Annotated in this window: 20 protein-coding genes; 7 read left to right on the top strand and 13 right to left on the bottom strand. The window is 36.4% G+C overall.

Annotated features, from left to right (window positions below):
• Positions 1-25 precede the first annotated feature (25 nt).
• Positions 26-1,099: a TerC/Alx family metal homeostasis membrane protein gene (locus AC0L6O_RS19745; RefSeq protein ID WP_473304821.1), complete on the top strand. Its 1,074-nt coding sequence runs from the start codon at positions 26-28 to the stop codon at positions 1,097-1,099.
• On the opposite strand, the gene AC0L6O_RS19740 is transcribed toward AC0L6O_RS19745, so the two are convergent.
• Positions 1,047-4,913: an AAA domain-containing protein gene (locus AC0L6O_RS19740; RefSeq protein ID WP_473304819.1), complete on the bottom strand. Its 3,867-nt coding sequence runs from the start codon at positions 4,911-4,913 to the stop codon at positions 1,047-1,049. The genes AC0L6O_RS19745 and AC0L6O_RS19740 overlap by 53 nt on opposite strands.
• A gap of 94 nt (positions 4,914-5,007) precedes the next feature.
• The gene (locus tag AC0L6O_RS19735; protein WP_473304817.1) at positions 5,008-6,063 is read right to left on the bottom strand and encodes a LuxE/PaaK family acyltransferase; all 1,056 of its coding nucleotides are present in this window, start codon (positions 6,061-6,063) and stop codon (positions 5,008-5,010) included.
• Positions 6,064-6,108: 45 nt separating this feature from the next.
• On the opposite strand from AC0L6O_RS19735, the gene AC0L6O_RS19730 reads away from it, so the two are divergent.
• Positions 6,109-6,663, top strand: a complete 555-nt coding sequence (locus AC0L6O_RS19730; RefSeq protein ID WP_473304815.1) for a hypothetical protein — start codon at positions 6,109-6,111, stop codon at positions 6,661-6,663.
• Here AC0L6O_RS19730 and AC0L6O_RS19725 read toward each other — a convergent pair whose 3' ends face one another.
• Positions 6,664-7,833, bottom strand: a complete 1,170-nt coding sequence (locus tag AC0L6O_RS19725; protein ID WP_473304814.1) for an ATP-binding protein — start codon at positions 7,831-7,833, stop codon at positions 6,664-6,666.
• 213 nt (positions 7,834-8,046) lie between these two features.
• Here AC0L6O_RS19725 and hemA point away from each other — a divergent pair, with 213 nt between their 5' ends.
• From hemA to AC0L6O_RS19705, 4 genes are all read left to right on the top strand, one after another.
• Positions 8,047-9,303: a glutamyl-tRNA reductase gene (gene hemA / locus AC0L6O_RS19720; RefSeq protein WP_473304812.1), complete on the top strand. Its 1,257-nt coding sequence runs from the start codon at positions 8,047-8,049 to the stop codon at positions 9,301-9,303.
• 154 nt (positions 9,304-9,457) lie between these two features.
• Positions 9,458-10,141: a GDSL-type esterase/lipase family protein gene (locus AC0L6O_RS19715; protein WP_473304810.1), complete on the top strand. Its 684-nt coding sequence runs from the start codon at positions 9,458-9,460 to the stop codon at positions 10,139-10,141.
• Between the two features lie 21 nt (positions 10,142-10,162).
• Positions 10,163-11,281: a lactonase family protein gene (locus tag AC0L6O_RS19710; protein ID WP_473304809.1), complete on the top strand. Its 1,119-nt coding sequence runs from the start codon at positions 10,163-10,165 to the stop codon at positions 11,279-11,281.
• 127 nt (positions 11,282-11,408) lie between these two features.
• A complete protein-coding gene (locus AC0L6O_RS19705) occupies positions 11,409-12,326 on the top strand; it encodes a PE-PGRS family protein (RefSeq protein WP_473304807.1) in 918 nt (305 codons plus the stop codon).
• 9 nt (positions 12,327-12,335) lie between these two features.
• On the opposite strand, the gene ffh is transcribed toward AC0L6O_RS19705, so the two are convergent.
• From ffh to fbaA, 5 genes are all read right to left on the bottom strand, one after another.
• Positions 12,336-13,655, bottom strand: a complete 1,320-nt coding sequence (gene ffh, locus AC0L6O_RS19700) for a signal recognition particle protein (protein ID WP_473304805.1) — start codon at positions 13,653-13,655, stop codon at positions 12,336-12,338.
• Positions 13,656-13,809: 154 nt separating this feature from the next.
• Positions 13,810-14,169: a hypothetical protein gene (locus AC0L6O_RS19695; protein ID WP_473304803.1), complete on the bottom strand. Its 360-nt coding sequence runs from the start codon at positions 14,167-14,169 to the stop codon at positions 13,810-13,812.
• A 658-nt stretch (positions 14,170-14,827) separates the two neighbouring features.
• A complete protein-coding gene (locus tag AC0L6O_RS19690) occupies positions 14,828-15,187 on the bottom strand; it encodes a hypothetical protein (RefSeq protein ID WP_473304801.1) in 360 nt (119 codons plus the stop codon).
• A gap of 576 nt (positions 15,188-15,763) precedes the next feature.
• Positions 15,764-16,129, bottom strand: a complete 366-nt coding sequence (locus tag AC0L6O_RS19685) for a hypothetical protein (RefSeq protein WP_473304799.1) — start codon at positions 16,127-16,129, stop codon at positions 15,764-15,766.
• 427 nt (positions 16,130-16,556) lie between these two features.
• Entirely contained in the window at positions 16,557-17,639 is a 1,083-nt protein-coding gene (fbaA, locus tag AC0L6O_RS19680; protein WP_473304797.1) for a class II fructose-bisphosphate aldolase, read from the bottom strand.
• Positions 17,640-17,852: 213 nt separating this feature from the next.
• On the opposite strand from fbaA, the gene AC0L6O_RS19675 reads away from it, so the two are divergent.
• On the top strand, positions 17,853-18,386 hold the full coding sequence (locus AC0L6O_RS19675) for an NADPH-dependent FMN reductase (protein ID WP_473304795.1): 534 nt from the start codon (positions 17,853-17,855) through the stop codon (positions 18,384-18,386).
• Here the strand turns inward: AC0L6O_RS19675 and AC0L6O_RS19670 are convergent.
• Genes AC0L6O_RS19670 through AC0L6O_RS19650 form a run of 5 tightly spaced genes read right to left on the bottom strand, consistent with a single transcriptional unit; the run spans position 18,383 to position 24,840 of the window.
• The gene (locus AC0L6O_RS19670) at positions 18,383-19,144 is read right to left on the bottom strand and encodes a LytR/AlgR family response regulator transcription factor (RefSeq protein WP_473304793.1); all 762 of its coding nucleotides are present in this window, start codon (positions 19,142-19,144) and stop codon (positions 18,383-18,385) included. The genes AC0L6O_RS19675 and AC0L6O_RS19670 overlap by 4 nt on opposite strands.
• Positions 19,119-21,416 (bottom strand): histidine kinase, encoded by a 2,298-nt coding sequence (locus AC0L6O_RS19665; RefSeq protein ID WP_473304792.1) that lies wholly within the window; start codon positions 21,414-21,416, stop codon positions 19,119-19,121. Before AC0L6O_RS19665 ends, AC0L6O_RS19670 begins: the two co-directional genes overlap by 26 nt.
• Positions 21,416-22,006 (bottom strand): hypothetical protein, encoded by a 591-nt coding sequence (locus AC0L6O_RS19660; RefSeq protein ID WP_473304790.1) that lies wholly within the window; start codon positions 22,004-22,006, stop codon positions 21,416-21,418. The genes AC0L6O_RS19665 and AC0L6O_RS19660 overlap by 1 nt, the downstream gene beginning before the upstream one ends.
• On the bottom strand, positions 21,997-22,635 hold the full coding sequence (locus tag AC0L6O_RS19655) for a hypothetical protein (RefSeq protein WP_473304789.1): 639 nt from the start codon (positions 22,633-22,635) through the stop codon (positions 21,997-21,999). Before AC0L6O_RS19655 ends, AC0L6O_RS19660 begins: the two co-directional genes overlap by 10 nt.
• Before the next feature lie 36 nt (positions 22,636-22,671).
• Positions 22,672-24,840 (bottom strand): TonB-dependent receptor, encoded by a 2,169-nt coding sequence (locus AC0L6O_RS19650; RefSeq protein ID WP_473304787.1) that lies wholly within the window; start codon positions 24,838-24,840, stop codon positions 22,672-22,674.
• Positions 24,841-24,939 lie beyond the last annotated feature (99 nt).

The raw sequence follows: 24,939 nt of genomic DNA, 5'->3' as shown, positions 1-24,939 counted from the left end.
AGGCTGGATATTTAAATCTTACAACATGGAGTTTTCTAACGAAATATTATTTTTTGGCGGTTTTACAGTGTTCGTGATTTTTGTAATGCTACTTGACTTAGGTGCATTTTCAAAAAACGAATCGCATACAGTAAAGTTTAAAGAAGCGGCTGGCTGGAGTGCTGTATGGGTAAGTTTGGCCGTTGCCTTTTATTTCTTCCTTCGCCATTATGGATACCTAATTCATGATATAAGTACTCCTGAAAATTTAGAACAGGTACGCGGTCATTTTTATGATGGCTTAAACTTGCCAGAAGCTTATGATTTGGCTGTTAAGAAGTTTCAGAGCAACATGGCTTTGGAGTATATAACTGGCTATTTAGTGGAGTATTCACTTTCTGTTGATAATATTTTCGTGTTTATTCTGATATTTAACTCTTTTGGAGTGAGGCCGCTATACTATAAGAAAGTACTTGTTTGGGGTATTTTGGGTTCTATAGTTTTAAGGTTTGGTTTTATATTTTTAGGTGCAGCCTTGATTCAGAAATTTGAGTGGATACTTTATATTTTCGGAGCGTTCTTAGTCTACACAGGTATAAATATTCTCTTCAGCAAAGATGAGGAGGAAGAGATTGACACTAAAAATCACCCTGCCGTAAAAATTACCTCAAGGTTCTTTAATGTTTATGAGAAGTTTGTTTCGGATAGGTTCTTTATAAAAAATAAATACAAAGGGAATAAAGTCTTTATCACGCCGCTTTTTGTAGTGATTATAGTAATAGCTTTTACTGATGTGATATTTGCTGTGGATTCTATTCCAGCCATATTCTCTATCACAAAAGACCCTTATATCGTCTTCTTTTCTAATGTTTTTGCCATTATGGGGCTTAGGTCAATGTTCTTTTTCTTGGTGAATATCATTGACATGTTCTCTTACCTCAAATATGGTTTAGGCGTTTTGCTTACTTTCATTGGAGTAAAGATGTTAATACACCATTGGCTTACAGAATGGGGCTTTAGTAATCAACATTCTTTAATGGTGATAGTGGGGATACTGGCTATCAGTATTATTGCTTCTTTGGTTTTTCCTCCAAAAGGTGAAGCTGAGGTAAAGGCCTAATCCACCAGTTACGGCTCCAGACTTTTTGGAAATACCAACCCTTGTTTTTTAACATAAGCGGTAAGTAAGCGAAAGACTCTTTTATAGACTCGGCAGCATAAAATAACTGGTCGTCTGTTAAAATGAGTTTCTCGTATTCTTCGTTATTCCTTTTAGTCAAATCGGCAAACGGAAGTTCGCTAGAAAACTCTTGGCTAGACTTAGTAATTTCATCTTTTAGCATTTTGCTCCAAGATGGGCTTGCAGGATTAGGCAAAACAGGTTTGAAATTCCCCTCTGATACGTTTTTGGCATATTCTAAATATGCTTTGAAAAGTTTTGGTCCGTCGTTCGTACTATTTTCTACCTTTAAATCTTCTGGATTTATACTACTGATTATTTTGATTTTTTCTTTAGCTCTGGTAATGGCCACGTTGAGCCTGTTTTCACCACCTTGCTGATTTAAGCTACCAAAATTCATCAAGATTTTGCCTTTAACATTTGGAGCATAGCCAATTGAGAAAATGACTATATCAAACTCGTCTCCCTGAATATTTTCAATGTTTTTGACGGTAACATTCGGTATTTTTTGAGTTAAATCCTGAATGAGGTCAGCTTGCATGAAGTTAAACGTAACCACACCAATGCTTTTATCTACGTGGTATTCCCTTATAATCTCTACTACTTCTAAAACCTTTTCGGCCTCAATTTTATTCTGATTATTCTCCCAAACACCGGATACTTTAATGAAATCGATACTCGGATTTCCAGCGTTTAACTCCGAAAAGTTTGGTAGTAGTTTAAGCTTGTTATCATAAAAATGTTGATTAGAAAAATCTATTAAGTCCAACGTTTTACTTCTATAATGTCCTCTTAAGATAGTTTTGGATAAGAAATGAGAAGAGAAATCTAAAAGAGATTCGGTTTCAAGCACAGCGTTATCTTCCAGTTCTTCATCCATTTTAATTCTGTAGAGGTCACTTGGCTGTAGCTGTTTACTGTCGCCAGCTACCACTACTTGTTTTCCTCTTAACATAGCTGGAACACCTTTTTCTGCATAACATTGAGATGCCTCGTCAAAAATCACAAGGTCAAACTCTTCGAATTTGAATAGAGGGAATATGGCAGAAACGGTTTCTGGTGATGCCATCCAACAAGGAACAAGGTCAAATAACTCATCGCTAAAATTGGTCAATAACTTCCTTACGGGCCATATTTGCCTTTTTTTGGTGGTTTGGTGGTGCAAATCACGATAGGTAGTGTAGTTGCCTAAGCGGTTTTTTTCAATGTTTTTATAGGTGTTTTCTCTCAGTTTTATTTGAAGAAATTCCGTACTGTATTTTTGTTTTTTGAGAACTAAACTTTGAAGCTCTTCCTCCCATAGTTCCATTTGCATAGAACTTACACTCCTTAATATTGGTGATTTCTCTTCTAAATCTTCTATGAAATGGATAAAGAGGCTTTGTTTAAAATGGAAGGAATATTCGCTTCTATAATGCTTTTTAGATAATTCATAGCAGCTTTTTTCAACGGCCGTAAGCTCACTGTAAAGCTTATCTCTCCCACATAAATTGTCAAAATGCTTTTCTAAGTATTTATCAGTTTCTTTGAAAGAATGCTGGTCAAGGTTTTGAATTTGAAAATCAGACAAGTATTTAAGCCACGTTTCTTTATTAGCCTCAGTGTCGTCTATTAACTTTTGCCAAGTTTTCATTTTCTTATCAAAAGTGGCTTTATCGTTAAGTTTTAAACTTCTTTCTGATATAGTATCAAGTTTTTGGTAAAACAGATGGCACTCTTTCTGAAAGTTTAGCTCTTCTAATAATTCTTCTTTTTCGAAGTATTCTTTTTTGTTGTCAATCTCCAGACCTATCTCATAAAAACGAATGTGGTCTTGTAAGGTAGCTTCTAGGTATGGGAAGTTTTTAGGCGTAGCCTCAAAACCAAAAGCTTTTAAGTAGTCGAAAGCTTCTGCTTTCTCTTTGGAAAAAACATTCCAGAATAGCCTATTTATAATGTTAGAACTCTTTCCTTTTACATATGATATAAAGTCTAAAGCAATGTTTATTTTTTCAATATCTCTATACTCCTCAGGAATGCTAGGTATTTCTTTCGTTGAAACTTCACTAATTAAGAGCTCTATTTTTCTTAGTGACAGGCTTTCATTATTTACTTTTTGAATGCTATCAAAAGCTTTTTGCGTATTAAATGCTTTGAGGTATGTGGCTATTATCTCTCTTTCGGCTTGGGTATCTAGTTTGAAGGTTTCTTCTAGTTTTTCTAAACCTTTTTTTACAGCAACTATCTTTTTTAAAGAGGCTCTTATTTCTGGAAAATCTTTAAAAGCGAAACTTGAAAATGGCTTTCTGCTTTGCCAATATGTGTAAGCCTCTTCATTTTGCTTTTCAATAAATGACTTTTGGTACTTTTCTAAGGTTTCGAGCTTATGGACATAGGTATCTAAGGTGTCGAAATGGAAAAACGCAAAAGAGGTACCTAAGTCAAGGTTCTTTTCTGTTTGATGTTCGGCTAGTAGGTATATCTCTTTAATTGACTTTCCGTAAGAGGAACTATCAAATAAAGCTTTTTTATAAGACTCTAACTCTCGTACTATTTGGTCAATTTTTCTGCAGGTAGCATCAAATTCTCTTTCTAAAAAAATAGCGTTCAAACTTTCGTTTGCATGCTTATTAGGTAAAATATTATCTATTTGACTTGCTATTTTTGAATAAAGGCTTTTTCTATCAGACTGGAAATCATGCACCAGTGCAGAAAATTTATCCATTCCTATTTCAGAAAGCCTGTTATACACAGTATCTATAGCCGCTCGTTTCTGACAGACAAGAAGTACTTTTTTGCCATCTGCGGCATAGTCTGCCATGAGATTGCAAATAAGTTGAGATTTTCCAGTGCCAGGAGGCCCCTGAATTACCAATGACTTTCCGGATTTTATCTTTTTGATGGCTTCTTCTTGCGAAGCATCTACTGGAAAAGGCAAATGAAGATCTTCTTCTTTTGTTTTTCCCTTCAAAGGATTCTCTTTGAAAAGGTATTGCTGTATTTCTCCTTGATATTTGGCCAAGCCATCAGAAATGAGCTGGTCATAATCTGCGGCTATATAAGAGCCTGTTTGCGGAAAAATACCTAAAACGGCTTGAGACTCCAGTTTGAGTTCGCCAATTTTTATTTCTTCTAAATTTTCTTTCTTTAACGTCTCAAAGGGCTGAAGTTTTTGATTGAAAAGCTCCGAGTTAAAATTAATTTCGAGTTTACTCTTTTTTAGAAACTCATAAAGCTCTGTTAAAAATAGGACAGGCTCGTCTCCGAATTCTTCAAAATTGAAGTTGAAAAACTCTTCGTCTACAAACGTTTTATTGAATTGGCTGTAAGCCAAAAGAAATGTCTTATTGAAACTTATGCTGGCATCTTTTTTTTCTAAATGCCATTTGTTGGCTTCTAACACTAAGTTGACAGGGAAGAATAGGAGGGGGCATCTAACCAATGTTCCATCCACTAACTTGCCTGAAACAAAAGGGTAACCAATATATAAATCTTCAGCACCGCGTTCTTCTTTAAGAAGTTTGTCGGTCTTCCATATTTTTCTGAGATGTAAGCTTACTTCGTTGCTTTTTCCGTCTCTTGGGTCAATTTTGTCACAAAGGTATATGGATTTCTTTGAGGAAATTAGAGTATCTAAAATGGGTTGATTGTTTAACTGTTCCAGAACCCTAAGGTCAATGAATTGACGAAGGATAGGCCTTAGAAGGAGAAGTGAACGGTTTTTTGAGGTTAAATTGGTAAGCCGTTTTTTATATGTTATAAGCAGTTTTAGCATTTAAAGGCATTGCATCGTAAGGGAACAACAAAGGAATATAATCAAATAGCTTACCATAATTTATTTATAATAAACTATTTCTGTTTTGGCTAGCTCAAATAGTCATCAAATTACAGCCTCTTACATCTGAATTATCAAATCTACCCAAAACTTTAAATTCTTGATAATCTTCTGAAAAGTTACCTAAATCTTGTGTTTCTATAAAGCAACAGGAGTCAATATTTGCTAAATCTATAACGTTTATTCCGCCTGTTTTTCTGTAGTTTCTTTTGGCAGCAGTTTTATTGCCGAGTTTAAAGCTTGGTAAATAACTAAAAGGGTCGTTTACTTCACGAATCAGTATTTTCATAGTGGCTGATGGTTTAAACCAGCCGTTGCCCTTAGAGTAAGCTTGTGAAAGTAATTCTGTCATGCCATACTCAGAATGTATTTTTTCTACTTTAAAAGCCGCCGTAAGAAGTTCATGTACCTCTTCTCTTAGTAATTCTTTTCTTTTCCCTTTCATGCCACCAGTTTCCATGATTAGTAGGTTTTCGGGTACTTTGATGTTAGGAGCGTGTTGCTCTATTAAGTCTAATAGGGCAAATGTTACTCCGAGCAGTAGCACTTTCTTTTTACTACCTTTTTGATTGACTAGTTGCTCTAACTTCTTTGCAAGTTCTTCTATATTGTCTAAGTAAAAACCAGATTCGGTGGAAAATGATTTATAAATAAAACTCTGGACCATATACACCAGTGAAGAGTTATTACGTTCGAGGTAATTGGGTAATAGAGCTAAGATGTGATAGTCGCTTATTGGGCCATAAAAGGCCTCAAAAGTCTTTGCACTAAGATATTCGTAAAAAGGGAGGTCGGCTATATGATGTTTTGAGCTAACATCTCCTGTAGTTCCGCTGCTTTCAAAAGTGTGCTGTATAGTGGCTGTTCCTGAAAGAACCGCTTGCGATTTGAAAAATGAGATGGGCAGGCAGGGTATTTTTTCTAAATGAGAAACCTTTGATGGCTTTACACCTAAATTTTTCAAATAGGCTTTGTAAACTGGATTCTGTTCCGCTTGAAATTTGAATACTTCAAGAGCTATTCGCTCAAAATTTTGGTCGTTTTCAGATAGTGAAATTACAGCAGCCTTGAGTTCGTCTTTTATATTCACGAATTGACAATTGATTTTTTTAGTCGTTTTTTAAACGGAACGCGTATGTTTTTCGTTCTTTTACAAAATTACTTTGATTTGATAACCGTGGGAAGAATACTTGCTTTTTTATGTTTTACTCTTTCGCTTAGTTCTTGTTTTAAAGAGCCTGACTTTGCTTTGGCACCTGTGATAGAGTTTGATTCTATAAATAGTCAAATTAGGTTAGACCAAGACGTGGGTCTTACAAAAGATTCCGTGGTTGTGACTGTTCATTTTGAAGATGGAGATGGAGATTTAGGATATACGGAGGAACAAAAAAATCAAGCAGTAGCAAATGATAATTTTAATTACTTGATTAAGCCTTTCAGGAAAAAAAATGGTGTTTTTACAGAGTATCAGCCCTTAATTCCTTATTCTGGTTATTTTCCACGTTTGAGTGTAGAAATCAAGCCAGGGCCAATTGAAGGTGATTTGAGCTACTCCATTGATTTCTTTCATTCTTTTACGCCTAAGTTTGATACCCTGAAATTTGAGATTCAATTAAAGGATAGCTCTGGAAATCTTAGCAATGTTACTGAATCTGAAGAGATTGTCTTAAATCGAATTTCAGCTCTTTAATTAAACAATAATACCAAAGGTAGTGCCTTTATCTAGTTCAGATTGTTTAATAAATAGCTTACCGCCATGGTAGGTTTCAATTATTCTTTTGGCTAAAGTAAGTCCAAGTCCCCAGCCTCTCTTTTTGGTAGAAAACCCAGGTCTAAAAATCTTTCTTTGATTTGCGTTTGTAATTCCTTTTCCGGTATCTCTGATGTCAATTTGAACCTTACCGTTTGGTTTTTGATAAATGGTAACATGAAGTTCACCTACGCCAGCCATAGCATCCACAGCATTTTTACAAAGGTTTTCTATAACCCATTCAAAAAGGTGTCTATTGATTTTGGTTAAAACATCAGCAGGGAGACTGTTGGTTACATGCCAGTCTATTTTGGTTGAAATTCTTCGTCTAAGATAGGTTGTAGTTTCTTCCACCACTAACCCAATGTTTTCTTCCTTTTTGGTGGGCACTGAACCAATATTTGAAAATCTGGTGGTGATAGTTTCTAGCCTATAAACATCTTTTTCCATCTCATCTCCTATGGTTTGGTCAAAGCCGTCTGAGTCTCTTAGAACGCCTATCCATCCTAATAAACCAGAAATAGGTGTGCCAAGTTGGTGGGCTGTTTCTTTGGCCAAACCTACCCAAACTCTGTTTTCTTCTGCTTTTCTTGAAGAACTGTAAGCTATGAAAGCCAATGTTCCAAAAACTAAAAATGTGGCTAATAAAATGTAAGGGAAAAACTTTAACTCTTTTAACGTGCTAGAGCTAGAGTAATAAAGGTAACCGCTCTGCCCCTCTAAAAGGTCAATTTCAATGGGTTCATTATCTGAAGCCATTTCTAAAATCATTTCATCTAAGAAGGCAGTTCTTTCTTCAGGACTAAATATTTTGGTAGAATCCATGAGTTCGGGAATATTAACGGTATTAATAGCCTCACCACCAGAAACCAAAATAGCAGGAATGCTTTCATTGGCACCAATTACCTCTGACACAAAAGTATAGTCACATGGGCTGTCAAGACCTTGCTCTATAAAGAAGCGAACACTCTCTGCATAGAGAGTAGCGTACTTCGTTTCGCGGTCTTGTAAGGCCTGGCCGAGCTGATTGAAGTAGTACAAAACACCGGCACCCAAGAGCATCAAAATGCTGATGATTACTAGTCTCCAACCAGATAGCTGGTCTGACATATTAAAAAAGAACCTGTTTTTAGCCATTATTAAATTTTAGGAACGGAATCTTTATTCCATGCGTTAATTATCTCCACGGTTAAATTCAAATATTGCACTTTTTCAAGAATTAGACAACTCTGTTTAGAATGAATCTAAATTGCATTTTGTGATTTTAATCATAACAAAGATATATTATTATAAACGTAAATTTGTGTCGCAATAACATACGGTATGACAAGTCAATTTAAAGTAATATCAATCTCATATAAAACTTCATCGCTGGAGTTAAGGGAACGTATTGCATTAAATGAAGATGAGTGCAAGGCTCTACTTCTTAAAGTTAAAGATGTTTTTGGGATTAGTGAAGCGGTGGTTCTTTCTACATGTAACCGTACCGAAATTTACTATCTGGCAGATACTGACTGTTCTATTGATATGGTCAAACTGTTATCTGCTCAAAAAGGTGTTGATTCTACCTTGATTCTTTCGCATATCGAAACCTTCTCTGAAGAGAAAGGTTTAGAATATGTTTTTGAAGTTGCTACTGGCTTGCATTCGCAGGTTATAGGTGACTTACAAATTCCGAATCAAATCAAAAATGCGTATCAATGGTCTGCTGATATGGATATGGCTGGCCCGTTTATTCATAGGTTAATGCATTCTGTTTTCTTTGTGAATAAACGTGTAGTTCAAGAGACTGGCTTTAGAGACGGTGCTGCTTCTACTTCTTATGCCACAGTAGAGACCATGGAGTCTTTCTTACATTTATTAAATGAGCCTAAGATTTTGGTTTTAGGTCTTGGAGAGATTGGCCAGGATGTAGTGAAAACTTTGAACGACAAAGGTTATACTAATTTTACCGTAGCGAACAGAACACATGCAAAAGCAGAGAAGCTTTCAAATTCTTTGAAATTTGATGTGCTCGCTTTTGAAGATGTTAAGACGGAACTTAAGAAGTTTGATATAGTTATTTCATCTATCCGTACAGAAGAGCCATTTATTGACTTAGAGACTGTAAAGGATTTAGGTCATAAAAGCGTTAAATACTTTGTAGACTTATCTGTGCCAAGAAGTATCTCTCCTGATATTCAGACAGTTCCGGGTATGGTTCTTTATGATTTGGACGAAATTCAGGTAAGAGCTAACAGAGCTTTAGAAGGACGAAAGTCTTCTATTCCTGCGGTAAAAAACATTATTGGTGGGGCTGTAACTGATTTTGGCGACTGGTCAAATCAAATGGTAGTTTCTCCAACTATTCAAAAACTTAAAGGAGCTTTAGAGCAAATTCGTAAAGAGGAAATGTCCAAATATGTTAAGTCTTTGTCTGAAGAAGAGGCTGTCAAAATGGATAAAATAACTAGTAGCATGATGCAAAAGGTTATTAAACTTCCTGTACTTCAATTAAAGGCTGCTTGTAAAAGAGGTGAGGCTGAAACTCTTATTGATGTACTCAATGACCTTTTTGACTTAGAAAAGGTTAAATCATAGTAAATTTTGACGGTGAGGTATTTCGGTTTTCTATTGCTAATAGAGAGTCTTTGTCTACACACTGATTTGGTATCATAATTAACAAGCCATTTTTGATGGAAATGGTATGTATAAATACGTATCTTGTGAGTCAAAATTTACCTGAAACCCTATTATGAAGAAATTACTGCTCCTTTTTTTTACTGGCTTAATCCTAGGTTGTTCACCTTATAAAAAATATGCTGATACAGAAGCTGGCTGGGAAGAGGAAATAAGTAGGCTAGAGTATAGAGATGATGCTGAAACTTACTCTGATGATGCAGTTTTATTTATCGGAAGCTCCAGTGTAAGAATTTGGAAAAACATTAAGGAAGATATGGCTCCCTATGAGCCTATTAGAAGAGGTTACGGAGGAGCACATTTTTCAGACTTAATTCACTTTACAAAGCGATTAGTCTACCCGCATAATTTTCAGGCATTATGCATTTTTGTGGCAAATGATATCACTGGCGGAGATAATGACAGAAGTGTTGGCGAAGTAATGACGCTTTTTAAAGAAGTAGTTAGAACAGTAAGAGTAAAATATCCCAATACCCCTATTTTTCAAATTGCTGTTACGCCTACCAGTAGTAGGTGGAAGGTTTGGCCAGAGGTAAATAAGTTAAATGAAAAAATGAAGGCCTACTGTGAGCGTCATGATAATTTATATTTCATAGATTCTGTAGCCCCATATTTAAATGAGGAGGGGACGCCACGAGATGAATTATTTATAGGTGATAAACTTCACCAAAATCAAGCTGGTTATGATATATGGGCAGCTGAAATAAAGAAAGAATTAGATAAAGTTTTGAAAAAATAATTACTGCCAAAAAGAAAAAAAATGAAATACCTTTTAGCCCTCTTGTCTGTTTGTATGATAGTTTCTTGTCAAACTCAAACTGAAGAAAGCGTAATGGAAAGTCCGGAAGAACTAACGCTATTAGTAGGTACTTATACCGCTAGAGAAAGCGAGGGTATTTACATGTATAAGTTTAATCCTGAAACGGGAGATAGCAGGTTGATTAATGTTACCAAAGGTTTGAATAATCCTTCGTTCTTGGCTCTTTCTCCAGATAAGAAGAATGTATACGCCGTAAGCGAGATAGAAGGTGGTAGTGTGGTTTCTTTAGCTTTAGGAGATTCTACTTTGACAGAGATTAATATAGCCTCTTCTGGTGGTGTGCATCCTTGTCATATTACTACAGATAAGTCTGGGAAGTGGGTTTTGGCTGGTAATTACTCCAGCGGTTCTTTGGCTATTTTGCCAATTTTAGAAGATGGTGGAGTAGGAGAACCTATTCAAGAAATAAGTCATAAGGGCAAGGGCCCAAACAAAGAGCGTCAAGCAGCTCCTCATGTTCATTCAGTCAATGTTTCTCCTAATAATGTGGATGTTTTTGTGCCAGATTTGGGCATTGACAAAGTAATGGCTTATAAACTTGATGCAGCTACTGGAAAATTAACTGAAGGAAAGTCAATGGCTGTTTCAGCTGGTTCGGGACCTCGACACCTGACTTTTCACCCAAACGGAAAGTTTGCCTATGTTATTCAGGAAATGACAGGAGCGGTGACTGCATTTAAGTATTCAGATGAAGGATTAGAAACTATTGAGGAAGTAAGCACACTACCAGAAGATTTTGACGGGAAAAACTCTTCAGCAGATATTCATATTTCGCCAGACGGTAAGTTCCTTTATGCCTCAAATAGATTTGTAGATACTATCGCTATATTCTCTATTGACAAAGAATCTGGAAAGCTAACAGAGGTTAGTCACCATTCTGCTTTAGGTCAAATGCCTCGTAATTTTGCAATTTCTCCTTCTGGGAAATTTGTTTTAGTAGCGAATCAAGAAACGGATAATATTGTCATCTTTGATAGAGATGAAGTAACTGGTAAGATTTCTCCAACCAATAAGGAGATTAAGGTTTCGATGCCAGTTTGTTTGTTATTCGTAGATTAATTAAAATTTTTTCAAGAAGGTCGGTCTTAGACTAAGCTGTTTTCTCTGTAATTCTAAAATCTTCTGTCGTTTGAAATATTAATGGCATAGTTTTGTCGTTGGATTATAAGAAATAGCCCCTTGCTTCATGATTAGATTATTAGTAGCTCTTGTTTTTGTGTTTGTGTGCCAGTCTTGTTTTCTTTTTCAAGGAGATCAACCTGTTGGACCTGAAGAACCTACCGAAGAGCCTTTGCCAGAGTTTTTGTCTTCGCCAGCTTCATTTCCTATTCAAAAAGGGATAATGAACCAAGCGTCTGGTATGGTGCCTAGTCAGTCGATGTCGGGTAATGTCTGGGTGACTGAAAACGGGAACACTTCACCTTCTTTATTTATGCTTTCTAATACAGGCGATTATTTAGGGAAAGTAACTTTACCGCTATTTAATAGAGACTGGGAAGATATGGCAAGCGGGCCAGGTCCAGTTGACGGTCAAAACTATCTTTACATAGGAGATATAGGAGACAATGCCTCTGTGCATAAAAACTATATGGTTTATAGATTAAAGGAGCCTGCTTCTTTAGATGACCAAAATTTAGACTTGGTGACTATACCTTTTAGATATCAAGATGTGGATGCTATTGATGTAGAAGCCATGTTCGTAGACCCAAATACAAAAGATATTTACTTTATAAGTAAAAGGCAGCTTTTTAGCGTGAGGGTTTATAGGCTTACCTATCCATACAGTTTAGATACACAAAATGTAGCGGAGTTTCTAGGGACTATTCCTCATTCAGCAATTACGGCAGCCGATATGGCTTCTGATGGGAAGCAATTGCTAATAAAAGATTACAATGCCGTATTCTACTGGCGTCTAAAAGAGTCAGAAACTATTTATGAGGCATTATCTAGAAGCAGAGATGTAGGTGCTCCTTATTATGTAGAACCACAAGGAGAGGCTATATGCTTTGATGTTAATAATTCTGGATACTATACGCTTTCAGAATTAAGCAATGCCTCTCAAGTCAATTTAAATTACTACCAAAGAAAAGTAGTGGAGCAATAAGATTGCTCCTTAACCGAACATTTTTCCAAGTCGTCCAGCTCCCTGAAGTTTGTTCATTTTCTTCATCATCTTTCTCATTTGGTCAAACTGCTTCAAAAGGTTATTAACCTGCTGAATAGATGTACCGCTACCATTGGCAATTCTCTTTCTTCGAGTGCCATTGATGATGTCTGGATTCTCTCTTTCTTTTGGTGTCATTGATTTTATGACAGCTTCTATAGGTTTGAAAGAGTTGTTATCAATATCTAAGTCCTTTACGGCTTTTCCCATTCCTGGAATCATTCCCATAAGGTCTTTAACATTACCCATTTTCTTGATTTGCTCCAGCTGACTTAAGAAATCGTTAAGGTCGAATTTATTCTCCCTCATTTTCTTGTTAAGTCGCTTAGCATCCTCTTCATCATAAGCTTGCTGAGCTCTCTCCACTAAGGAGATGACGTCACCCATGCCCAAGATTCTGTTGGCCATTCTGTCTGGGTGAAAGATATCTAAATCTTCCATTTTCTCCCCAGTACTCATGAACTTGATAGGCTTGTCTACCACTGCTTTAACAGAAAGTGCAGCACCACCTCGTGCATCTCCATCTAATTTGGTAAGCACTACGCCATCAAAATCAAGACGGTCGTTAAAGGCTTTTGCGGTATTGACGGCATCTTGACCGGTCATGGAGTCTACCACAAAAAGGATTTCAGTAGGATTGATAGCCTTTTTGATATCCTCAACCTCTTGCATCATTATTTCGTCCACAGCAAGTCTACCCGCTGTATCAATAATAACAATATTTTTTCCTTTGCTTTTTGCTTCGGCTACAGCATTTCTTGCAATGTCTACAGCATTCTTATTGTCGGGCTCGGCGTATACATCTACACCTATTTGCTCACCAAGAACCTGTAACTGAGTAATGGCAGCAGGACGATAAACGTCGGCTGCTGTAAGCATTACTTGCTTTCCTTGTTTCTTTAGGTAACTGGCAAACTTTCCAGAAAAAGTAGTTTTACCAGAACCTTGAAGACCTGCAATCAAAACTACTGCTGGAGAACCTGTAATGTTGACGGCTTTAGCAGTGCCTCCCATTAGTTGGGTAAGTTCGTCTTGAACAATTTTGGTAAAAAGTTGACCAGGTTCTACGGCTACTTTTACTTTTCTGTCTAAAGCTTCCTGCTTTACTCTATCAGTGACCTCTTTGGCTACTTTATAGTTTACGTCAGCATCTATTAAGGCTCTGCGAATTTCTTTTACCGTAGCCGCAATATTGACATCTGTGATTCTGCCTTTACCCTTTAGGGTCTTAAAGGCTCCTGATAATTTATCCTGTAAACTTTCAAACATTTCTTATAGCTGTTTCTTGTAATTGACAATGGGTCAAAAAGGATCGCAAATTTAATGATTTGACTTCATGTAAAGAAATAAAAAGCCCCCACTTAATTGTAAGTGAGGGCTTTTTTAGAAGTAAAATCTTACTTTTCTTAATTCAAGACTTGAATTATAGGTTTGTAACTACTCTTGTTGTTTCAGTTTTGATTTCAAATGGCTTTACAGTGCTTTCTTTTCCTGTAGTTAATACCAATTTGTAACTACCATCAGGTAAAGAAGATAAGTCAAATACTTTAACATAATCTTCGTTTGCTACTGCAGTTTTGTAAAGAACAATTCCACTGTCATCTTTTAATTCTAAGATAGACTTAGCGTCAAGGTTGAATGCCGCAACTTTGAATTTAAGGTTTTTCATTGCCTTTAAAGTCAAATCACCTTTAGCGAAGTTTGTGGCGAAGATGTAGTCGTTTGCGATAGAAGCAGTTGATAATCCGATTAACATTACTGCTGATAAAATTAGCTTTTTCATATATTTTGCTGTTTTGTTATTTTTAAAATTTTAATTCTTAGTTTATTGTCAAATGAAGTTTATTGTTTTGTTTCTCTTTGACATTACAAACATACGGTATAGTCTTATTATAAAGCAATAGCGAAAGTAGGTGGTATTGAATATTCATATCACAATCCTACCATAATATTAGAATAGTACAATGATTGTGTAGAAGGTGCTATAAGTACTTTAAAAAGTGCAATGTTTATTTTTATAGCGTAATTAATTGATTTTAAAGTATATAAAGAAAATGGTAGGATGTTTTTAAATTGAAGTCCAAACTTGGGTTAGAATTGTGCAAGTTGGATTATTTCGATATTTGGCGAAGTGAGAAGGGGTACTCAAATCCTTGTTGTTTTATGCTTTAGGTTTATAAGAAAAATGATTTTGCTAAGGCTTTTTAAGTTTGGTTGAGCTTTTAGCTACAATGAATTAATATGATTGTTTGCTTTTTTTTTGAGTCTAGCTTGTAGGTTTTATGGGAGTGCTTGATTTTTTTAGCTACGGCTTGAAGAGTGCTTGGTAAAGGAGTTTTATAGGAATTAGTGGAGTGTATTTAGGCATAAAAAAACCTCCACTGTTTTAGTGGAGGCCTCTTCTATAAAATTAGATTTCTTTATCCGAAACTATTGTCGAATTAAAGGTTTGATACTACTCTAGTAGTTTCAGTTTTGATTTTGAAGGCTTTAACAGTATTGTCGTCTCCTGTAGAAAGGATTAAACGGTAGTCGCCATCTGGAAGAGATGATAAGTCTAATACTTTAGAGTAATCATCAGAGTTTACAGCTGCTTTGTAAAGTACAGTTCCGCGGTCATCTTTCAATATTAAGATTGACTTAGACTCTACATTATAAGCAGAAACTTTAAACTTTAAGTTTTTCATTGCTTTCAAGCTTAAATCAGCTTTAGCAAAGTTTGCTGCATAAATATGGTCGTTGGCAATTGTAGCAGTTGATAATCCGATTAACACTACTGCTGATAAAATTAGCTTTTTCATATATTATTTACTTTTCCTGTTTAAATCTTTGTTTAGTGCAAAAGGTGTGTTCTTGGTTTGTTTCCCTTTGACATTACAAACTTAGGTTATAGTGTTAATACGATGCAATAGGTAAGGTTGCTCGTACTGAATATTCATATCACAATCCTACGGAAATATTAGAATAGTACCATGATTGTGCTACTGGTGCTATAAGTACTTTAAAAAGTGCAATCATAGTGTTTGTTGTAGTAAATGACTGATGTTTAAGTATATGAAGAAATGTGTAGGATGTTTTTTCTTTCCAGTCCAAACGTAGCATCAAATTGTACAAATTGGATTATTTCGATAATTGTCTAATCGTTTTAGAACAGGACGGCGATACTTCAGTGGGGTATGAATGTATATGAATTTAGACCAGCTCTATGGATTTTAGAGATAACTGGTGCTAACGAAATGTAGGTGCTATTTTGGGAAGGCCTAGGAGCCGAGATACTTAGGGTTATTTTTTAGGAGGTGTTAGGGCATAAAAAAACCTCCACTTTAAAAGTGAAGGTTTCGAAACCAAAGTAGCCTAAGCTCTTTGACTAGTTTATATTACAGATTAGATACTAATCTGGTAGTTTCAGTTTTGATTTGAAAAGACTTAACTGAGCTTTCTTTTCCTGAAGACAATACTAAACTATAGTCACCGTCTGGAAGAGAAGATAAATCAAATACTTTTACGTAATCTTTATCTTGTACAGGTGCTTTATAGATAACAGTTCCTCTATCGTCTTTCAAAACCAATGTTGACTTCTCTACAATGTTCAAAGCTGTCACTTTGAATTTAAGACCATTCATGGCCTTCACATTTAAATCTGTTTCTACTAAGTTAGTAGAGTGAATGTGATCGTTTGCTACTGCTTTTGTTACGGCTGATAATCCAATTAACATAACCGCTGATAAAATTAACTTTTTCATTTTGTTCTTCTTTTAAGTTTTCTAAACTGTGAATTCTTAGATTGTTACATGTCAAAAGCGTTTTGTTTTATTCCCTTTGACATTACAAACATAGGGTAATGTGCTGATACAATGCAATAGGCGGAGTTGGGTATCCAAGAGATTCATATCACAATCCTATCATAATCTTTGAAAAATACTATGTTTAATTAAACCTTGCTATAAGTACTTTAAAAAGTACAATGCTAATTAACAATTAGGTAACATATTGATATTTAACGATTTGATGAAAATGCTAGGACTTTTGCTTTTTGCTGTACAAAAGGCTGTTAGAATTGTTCAATTTGAACTTTTAGGGAGTTTTGGCTGGGATTGGATTGATACTATTGGGCATAAAAAAATCCCGTTGAAATTAATCAACGGGATTTTAAAAGATTCTAAAGGAGTGTTAAACCAATCCTTCAATTCTATTAATGCAGTTCAAATCTTCAAATGCAATTTTAAGACGAGCTACCATGCTAGACTCACCTTCTCTAAGCCATTTTCTTGGGTCATAGTACTTTTTGTTAGGTACATCATCACCATCTGGGTTACCTAATTGAGTTTGTAGGTAAGCCTCGTTCTTTTTGTAATACTCAAGAATTCCTTCCCAAGTGCTCCACTGCATATCAGTGTCAATATTCATCTTAACAGCACCGTAATCTATAGCTTCTCTGATTTCTGCTCTAGAAGAACCAGAACCACCATGGAATACAAAGTTTACTGGAAGAGGACCAGTTTTGAATTTCTCTTGGATAAAGTCTTGAGAGTTTTTAAGGATTTTTGGCTGTAAAGAAACATTACCTGGCTTATAAACACCATGAACATTTCCGAAAGCAGCTGCTACGGTGAAGTTAGGAGAGATAGCTTTAAGTGTTTCATAAACATAAGCTACTTCAGATGGCTGCGTGTAAAGCTTAGAGCTATCTACATCAGTATTGTCAACACCATCTTCTTCTCCACCAGTAATTCCTAATTCTATTTCTAAGGTCATGTCTATTTTAGCCATTCTCTTAAGATACTCAGAGCAAATCTCCATGTTTTCTTCAAGAGACTCTTCTGATAAATCTATCATATGAGAGCTAAATAAAGGCTTACCAGTTTTTTTGAAATGCTCTTCGCCAGCATCTAAAAGACCGTCAATCCAAGGTAAAAGTTTTTTGGCACAGTGGTCAGTATGTAATACTACTGGTACACCATAGTGCTCAGCCATGTGATGTACATGCAAAGCACCAGAAATAGAACCAGCGATAGCCGCTTTTTGGCCGTCGTTTGATAAACTTTTTCCGGCGTAGAAAGAACCTCCACCATTAGAAAATTGAATGATTACTGGAGAGTTTAATGCTGCAGCTGTTTCCAAAACTGCGTTGATAGAGTTAGTACCTACCACGTTTACAGCTGGAAGAGCGTAATTGTTTTCGTTAGCGTGACGAAGCAATTGGTTTAATGCTTCACCAGTTACTACACCCGGCTTTACCAAAGATTGACTCATTAATGTTATATTTTAGTATTATAATTAGATTTTCTTTAAACTAAGAAAGAAGCCCATTTCTATCTATGGGAACGTTGTCAAAGGTAAGCTTTTTGAAGCTATATGTAAAAAAACGTGACACTTTTTGGCTTTAAGCACTTAATGTTGTCGCTCAGGCTTTTGAACCTAAGTTTCTTAAATTTGTTTTGGATTTAATAATGTAAAGCATATTTGATGTCTGAAAAAATCGGAATTATAGTTGGGACTAATCGTACGGGTGCTCTCTCTTTAGAGATGGCAAATTATTATAAAAGAAAAATTGAAGCAGAGGGTAATGAAACTGTAATGATTAACCTCCAAGAATTGCCAGAGAGTTTCGCTTTTTCTGCTCTCTATCATAATAGAGGTAAAGACGTTAGTTATAATGATTTTCAGACAAACTTAGATGCTGTTTCAAAAGCTTTCATTTTTGTGCCGGAGTACAATGGTTCTTTTCCTGGTGTTCTCAAAACCTTTATTGATGGTTTAAGATACCCTGATTCTTTACTTGACAAGAAAATTGCTTTGGTAGGCTTATCAAGCGGTGTTCAAGGAAACGCTATTGGCTTAAGCCATCTTGATGATATTTTAAGTTACATGGGTGCCAATGTGCTTGGGCTTCGTGTAAAGCTTGGGGAAATTGCGAAGCATTTTGACGGACAGCAAATTGCAAATCTGACTTATGAAGGTTTTATCAACGAGCAAGTCAGGAAGCTGTTGGCATTTTAAACCTCCATTAACTTTTTAATATTATCCGAGTAACTGCTCCCGGACTCTAATTTGGTGCCTTTTTGGTCTTTTAACTGAATGGTGAATTTTCCGTTAAAAGCTTTTTCCATGTATTGAATTCTGGAAGATTGAATAATGGCTGCTCTGCTAATTCTAACAAACTCGCTTGGAAGTTTCTCTACCAAAGATGTGATAGTATGATTTGTCAAATATTGTTTGCCGTCAAGCGTATTCAAGAACACATATTTGTCTTCTGCTTGAAAGTGACTTATCTCGTTAAGTGAAACAAAGAGGATTTTATCGCCAGACTTCACTGTAATGCTATGAAGGTCTTTTTTAGGATTTAGCTGCTCCATTAGTTTTTGAAGAGCAATTTGTTCAAATCCTGAAGCTTTTTGACTTGCTTGACTTTTAAGTTTGTCTACTGTTTTCTGTAAACGTTCTTTTTCTACGGGCTTAAGCAAATAGTCTAAACTGTTTTCTTCAAAGGCCTGAATAGCGTACTGGTCAAAGGCTGTACAAAAAATGACCGTAGGTATGTGCTCTAAATTAGAAAGCATTTCAAAGCCATTCATGATTGGCATTTCAATGTCTAAGAAAATAAGGTCTGGCTTTAAAGATTCAATTTTCTCTACGCCTTCTTGTCCATTATTTGCATGGTCAATTACCTCAAATACATCTTCAAATTTTGCTAGTAACCTTTTTAATCGGCTAATAGCTAAAGGCTCATCGTCAATTAATAGTGTTTTGTAAATCATGTTTTTTGTCTATGCTAATTCGAATATTTTTAATAGGGTCGTTGCTGATTTGAAGAGATGCTTGGTCTCCATATATCATTGCAAGTTTGTCTTTGACACTTTTAAGGCCATATCCGCCAGAAACAGATTCGCCAAAATCTGGGCCGTTGTCATGAATGTCAATTTGAATATGGTCTTCTATTTCCTGAATAGTAACTTTGATTTCTCCGTGAGAAGCTATTTTAGAAATTCCATGTTTAATAGCATTTTCGACCAAAGGCTGTAAAAGAAACCGTGGTATCAATCTATCGTTTAAAGAATCTTGGACGTCAATGTTAAATTTCAATCTATCGCCAAAACGCATTTGTTCTATAGCGAGGTAAGATTTTACTAGGCTTATTTCTTCGCCAATGGTATGGTTGCTTTTATTGTTTCTTCCGGTGGAAGCCCTGAACAGTTTTGACAACTCCACCGTCATATCTTCAGCCTTATCTTGATCTTCATGAATTAGCCCAGCAATGCTGTTAAGCGAATTATAAAGAAAATGCGGATTGATTCTAGCTTCCAAAGCAGTTAGCTGAGCCTGCGTTTTTAGCTTTTCCATGGTGAGGAGTTGGTACTCTTGCTCAGATATTTTCCTATTAAGATTAGTAGAGCGGCTCCAGAATGCATAAAAAGTACAACCCACAAAGGAAGGTATTACGCCATAAAAGATATAAGCAAGGTTTGAAGAAAGATAGTAATCTTTTGGCTGAGTAATATTATTGAAATACTGCCAGAATTCTTGAGGATTTGTCAGGCTGCCGGCATATCCATTTATCATCATATGAATGACTAGAAAAGAAAATGTGGTGAGCCCAATCAAGACTAAGTATTTTCCCCATTTAGGCTGAATATATTGCTCCAGAAATGTCAAGAATAAAATGACACCTAGAAAAGAGGAAAGTCCGGTAGTGAGGTTTAATAGAGCTACGGCTTTATTTTGTTCCGCTTCTAAGGAAGTGGGATTGAAAAGCTCCGAGGTGAAATAGGTAATACTGTTTAATCCATAAACAAAAAGGACAGTAAACAAAAAGGCGTATAAGGCTTGGGTAAATGAGGGGATATAGGGCTTAAATTTCCAATCTCTTTTTTTAGGCTTTATGGTACTTCTCCTAGTAGAAGGGGCAGGTGAAGGAGTGGGTTTAGAAGAAAGCTTAGGTGATGGTGTAGAGGAATCGACTTTAGGCTGAGATATGGGTTTAACTATTGAATTGCTAGAATAATCAGCTTTTGCTCTTGCTGGAGTTGGCCTTGTCTCAGAAGTGTGATGCTCATAAATTTTGACATTCCCTCCACGACTTCTGAGCGTTACATTCACACCTCCATTATTAGCAACACCGTTCAACTGGTTTCTAGCCGTCAAACCATTAAAATGGAAGCTCCCATAATTTTTGACTCTACTGCCTCTGGCATCTAAAGTCATATTAGCGTTTTGAGGAATATAACTGGTTACATTTCCTCCACTGCTCTCTAGAAATAAAAACTCTTTCAGCTCATCCATGTCGGCCTTTATGTTGCCGCCTTTTGTGGTGGCGGCTATGTTGGCTCGCATGCCTCGCAAATTGACATTTCCTCCCCAACTAAGTGCCTTTAATTCGCCAGAGAGTCTATTTACCTTGATGTTTCCGCCCTTAGTTTTAACGCTGAGATTGCCAGTGAAATCTGCAATGTCAATATTACCACCATTGGTGCTATACGTATGGGCTCCCTCTGAACTTAGAACGTTAACATTACCTCCGCTGGTGTGGAGCTCTATATCCCCATCACAATGCTGTATGAAAAGACCTCCTCCAAAATTCTTTCCGGCTGTTTTGACTTCGCCACTTACTCCTTTTAGCGTTGTTTTTCCTACCGAACTTTTGATAAAGTGCTTTCCTTCAATATTTATAAGTGTAACGTCACCTATTCTTGAGTTTACTTTAACTGATAAGTTTTTTGGTGCAAAAATTCTGAATGAGACCTGAGAACCTGAAAATAAGGCGTCAAACCAGCTTTTTGGAGAAGACAACCTTTTGATGATGAGGCTATCTCCTTCTTTTACGATTCTAAACTGAAGTCGTTCAAAAGCAGCTTTGCTCATTCGCTCCTGAAAAAAAAGATTAAACAAACCTCTTTTAAAAGGGTAGACCTCAATTCTGTATTCTTCGTGGTCGCCACCAATAATCTCAATATCGCCCCATGCTGTTTGCAGCTCAAGGGTTTTGAGTTCATCGCTTAAAAATGGCTTGCTATATAAGGGGGAGCCTATCATTATTTAATTTCATTCAATTTGTCTAAGAACAGCCAGTTGCTCACCACTGAGAGGAAAGACAGTGCTATAGGTACTATGACACTATTTTTCCAGAAAGCGTAAATAGGAGCGGAGCCAGCATTTGGATATAGTATATTCCATTTTTCTAGAAATGATTGTATGAAGCCCATCTTTGAGAAGATGCTAAGCCCTATTTGGAAACCTATCATCATAGCCATGAAAATCATTAGATTTACAAAAAAAGGTATCCAGCTATTAGCCACGTTCGCGGGAATGTATTGAAGAACTTTATTTTTTTGCCAGGCGTCTCCATTAAAAATGGAAACAAACTTGTCAAAGCCTTTTAGGATATTCGCTTTACCTAAAAAATGCAAAAAAAGAGCAGTTTGGAACATTGGAATAAGAAATTCTAAGTTTATAAACCAGCTTTGTAAAAGAGGGCCTATTCCGCCATGAATGATATAGGCTATAAAGGCGGCTGGGAAAACAAATAGAAATTTTATAAAACTGTTTTTACGGCGTACTCGTTCTGAATTGGTAATAAGTTCAGCGTATCCTAAAGGCTTAGTCGACATAGTTTTTATTGACATTGTGAAAGAAAATATTCTGATTCCATTTTACCCCAGCTTGGGTGCATGGCAGATTTTTGTTCGAATTTACTGTATTTATCTAAGGCTTGCTCAAAAAGCGGCTTCGCTATTGCTTTTCCTCCTCCAAAATTTTCTGGTGTATAGAAAGCATTCATAGCTTTTAGGTATACAACTCTTGGGTTAGTTGAGTTTATTTTTTCAGCAAGTTCAAGGGAACTTCCGAATTTTGGACCATAAGTTTGGAATCTGTTCATTGGGTCTACGCTTAGTCTTGCAGAGGCTATTTGAGCTTTCAAAACCTCTATTTCATCATTTTCTGGAGAAATAGCTTCAGCTTTAGCTAGAGATTTTTCTGCCAATTCTAAAAGTTGGTCTTTTTCGCCAGAGTCTTGTTTTCTGAAAGATTCCATGGCATGACCGTAAGCTGCCCAGTATGCAGGAAGCCACTCTTCGGTTTCTGCTGCTGCTATTCTTTCCATTTTATTTGTTAATGGCTGTAAGCTTTCATTATACTGTGTTTGTTGCATTTTTGAGACTAAGTCGGTCATTGTTTTTTCATAGGCAGGCTTTTGAGCGGATGCTGAAAATATACCGAAGGCTAGTGTAATTAGAAGGGCTACTTTTTTCATTTTGATTGTTTTTATGTTTAAAAAATTAGTATTGAATTAAAAATTAAGGTCTGCTTCTTTGCTTCTACCGTTTAGCTGGCCAATGGTCCAGTTAATTCCAAAAAAGAAAGAGCGGTTAGATGTTGGTTTTACAGCGTATCTTTCTTTGCCATCGGCAGAATAACGATAGCCGAATATGTTGTTTCTACCGAGTACGTTATCAAGTGTAGCGTAGAAGACTACAAACTGATTTCCAAACTGCTTAACATGACTGGCACTTAGGCTTAGGTTTTGAAAAGCTTTGGTGTATTCTACATCTTTAAAATCTTCATTTATGGTATAAATTGGTCTGCCTGAAGTGTGTGTAAATGTTACACCCACATTGGTGGCTATGGCATCAAAGAATTGTTTGTAAATAGCTGAGAAGTTATGCTTTGAAGCAAAGCTTGGTAGAACCTGGCTACTATAATTTTTAAATTGTCGCTCGGTGTCAAGGTAAGAGTAGGTTAGCCAGAAATCTCCGCTTTTTAATGACTTTTGGTCTCTAAAGAATACATCAAAGCCTTGTGCGTATCCTTTACCTGAGTTGTCTGTTAACCCTGTCGGGAACCTGTATGGGTTAGGGTCAAAACTATCTGTCTCTTCGCTTACCAGGTTGTTGTACTTTTTATAGAAGACTTCTGTTCTAAAAGTTCTGTCGTTTTTCTTTACTTGGTAGTTTAAAATGACATGGTCTGCATTTTCATAACCGAGGTTTTGATTAATATATAGGTACTCTTTGTCTGGGTTTTGATAGAACCTACCTGCGGCTAAAGAAAACTGAGCATATTTACCTGCTTTATAAGCCAGCGAAACTCTCGGGGCTAAGTTCATTTCGCCTATTATAGAGGAATGTTCTGTTCTTAGACCTAACCTTCCAGCCAGTTTAGAGGTAATATAAAACTCTGATTCTGCAAATATGCTTGTGAATTTATCATTTAAATTGAGCTTATATTCGCCATAAAGGTTAGAGAGTTTGATGTCATGGTACTCGGCTCCAAAGTTTATAGAACTACTTTGCTCTTCGCCAAATAACCTGCTCCAAACCATTCTAGCTTGGGTTCTTTTGTCATTTCTGTCAGAGTTGATATCGTCAATTAGTAAATTGTCTTTATTATTACTGTAAGATAGGCCTGCTTGCATAACCCAGTTTCCTTCGTCAAAAGAGCGTCTATAAGATGCATTACTAAATGTGTTGACATTGTTATTCTCAAAAAGGTAAGTGCCGTTTTGTTCATCATAGGTTGGCAATACTAATGCCGATGAATTATCGGTATAGGTACCGTATACTTTTAAAGAGCTGTTGTTGGCAAAATTTTCATTGATAGTTAATGATGTTCCAAAGCCCTGAGGTACTTTTTCAAAGTCAATGTTGGTTTTTACCAAGTTAAGTAAAGGAGAAAGGTTGGTATAGTTTACAGTTCCAGTAATCCAGCCTTTATGGGTATATGAGGCCGTGGCTCCAGCCATATTTAGCCCAAGGTTTATATTGCTGTTTTCACCTTGCTTGTCCTGTGTGTTTAATAAAAGTACTGAAGAAAGGGCTTGACCATACATGGCGGAGTATCCTCCAGTGCTAAAGGCAGTGCCTTTAAACATAAATGGATTAAATCGTCCACGCTGTGGTACATCTGGCGTGCTACTAAAAAATGGATTTTGTACTATCATTCCGTCTATGACGGTTTTGGTCTCATTAGCTGAGCCACCTCTTACAAAAAGGCCTTCGGTTTCCCCCACGCGGTTTGCTCCAGGGAGAAATTGCATAACAGACACAATGTCGGCACCTGCACCTGCCGTGGTGACAATATCCATTGGCTTAAGCATCACCATTTTCTTTTCGTCTGAGGCTTCAAACATTCCGGCTGTTACTACTACAGCATTTAGCGAGTTAATACTTTCGGTAAGTTTAAAGTCAATTGATATTTCAGTATCTGTAATGGCTATATTTTCCTTTAACGTTCTATAACCTATCATAGAAGCTTGAAGTATATGGTCGCCTTTTTCTTCTGTACTAAAGCTAAAGTTTCCGTCAATGTCTGAAGAACCTCCATCATAGGTTCCTTCTAAAGAGATGTTGGCAAAAGGAAGTCCTTCACCTTTGTTGTCAACAACCTTTCCGCTAATTATGGTTTGGCTTAAAGCAGGGAGCGTAATTATTAAGAGTAAGAGTAGGTATATTTTTTTCATGTTTTGTATTTGTTTCGCTTTCGATGATACAAAACTGGCCTAAAAGGGCGTGCAGCAACAGGCCTTTCCGACGAATAGCCTATTTCTTGGAGTGAATTA

The organism is Arcticibacterium sp. GJ41-1, assembly GCF_055808875.1.
The sequence above is the reverse complement of the archived record's forward strand: the minus strand, read 5'-3'. Positions and strand labels throughout refer to the sequence as shown.

Excerpts from the sequence above, each read along its gene's own strand:
- AC0L6O_RS19745 (WP_473304821.1), top strand. The coding sequence starts at position 26 with ATGGAGTTTTCTAACGAAATATTATTTTTTGGCGGTTTTACAGTGTTC.
- AC0L6O_RS19740 (WP_473304819.1), bottom strand. The coding sequence starts at position 4,913 with ATGCTAAAACTGCTTATAACATATAAAAAACGGCTTACCAATTTAACC.
- AC0L6O_RS19730 (WP_473304815.1), top strand. The coding sequence starts at position 6,109 with ATGTTTTTCGTTCTTTTACAAAATTACTTTGATTTGATAACCGTGGGA.
- AC0L6O_RS19725 (WP_473304814.1), bottom strand. The coding sequence starts at position 7,833 with ATGTCAGACCAGCTATCTGGTTGGAGACTAGTAATCATCAGCATTTTG.
- hemA (WP_473304812.1), top strand. The coding sequence starts at position 8,047 with ATGACAAGTCAATTTAAAGTAATATCAATCTCATATAAAACTTCATCG.
- AC0L6O_RS19715 (WP_473304810.1), top strand. The coding sequence starts at position 9,458 with ATGAAGAAATTACTGCTCCTTTTTTTTACTGGCTTAATCCTAGGTTGT.
- AC0L6O_RS19710 (WP_473304809.1), top strand. The coding sequence starts at position 10,163 with ATGAAATACCTTTTAGCCCTCTTGTCTGTTTGTATGATAGTTTCTTGT.
- AC0L6O_RS19705 (WP_473304807.1), top strand. The coding sequence starts at position 11,409 with ATGATTAGATTATTAGTAGCTCTTGTTTTTGTGTTTGTGTGCCAGTCT.
- ffh (WP_473304805.1), bottom strand. The coding sequence starts at position 13,655 with ATGTTTGAAAGTTTACAGGATAAATTATCAGGAGCCTTTAAGACCCTA.
- AC0L6O_RS19695 (WP_473304803.1), bottom strand. The coding sequence starts at position 14,169 with ATGAAAAAGCTAATTTTATCAGCAGTAATGTTAATCGGATTATCAACT.
- AC0L6O_RS19690 (WP_473304801.1), bottom strand. The coding sequence starts at position 15,187 with ATGAAAAAGCTAATTTTATCAGCAGTAGTGTTAATCGGATTATCAACT.
- AC0L6O_RS19685 (WP_473304799.1), bottom strand. The coding sequence starts at position 16,129 with ATGAAAAAGTTAATTTTATCAGCGGTTATGTTAATTGGATTATCAGCC.
- fbaA (WP_473304797.1), bottom strand. The coding sequence starts at position 17,639 with ATGAGTCAATCTTTGGTAAAGCCGGGTGTAGTAACTGGTGAAGCATTA.
- AC0L6O_RS19675 (WP_473304795.1), top strand. The coding sequence starts at position 17,853 with ATGTCTGAAAAAATCGGAATTATAGTTGGGACTAATCGTACGGGTGCT.
- AC0L6O_RS19670 (WP_473304793.1), bottom strand. The coding sequence starts at position 19,144 with ATGATTTACAAAACACTATTAATTGACGATGAGCCTTTAGCTATTAGC.
- AC0L6O_RS19665 (WP_473304792.1), bottom strand. The coding sequence starts at position 21,416 with ATGATAGGCTCCCCCTTATATAGCAAGCCATTTTTAAGCGATGAACTC.
- AC0L6O_RS19660 (WP_473304790.1), bottom strand. The coding sequence starts at position 22,006 with ATGTCAATAAAAACTATGTCGACTAAGCCTTTAGGATACGCTGAACTT.
- AC0L6O_RS19655 (WP_473304789.1), bottom strand. The coding sequence starts at position 22,635 with ATGAAAAAAGTAGCCCTTCTAATTACACTAGCCTTCGGTATATTTTCA.
- AC0L6O_RS19650 (WP_473304787.1), bottom strand. The coding sequence starts at position 24,840 with ATGAAAAAAATATACCTACTCTTACTCTTAATAATTACGCTCCCTGCT.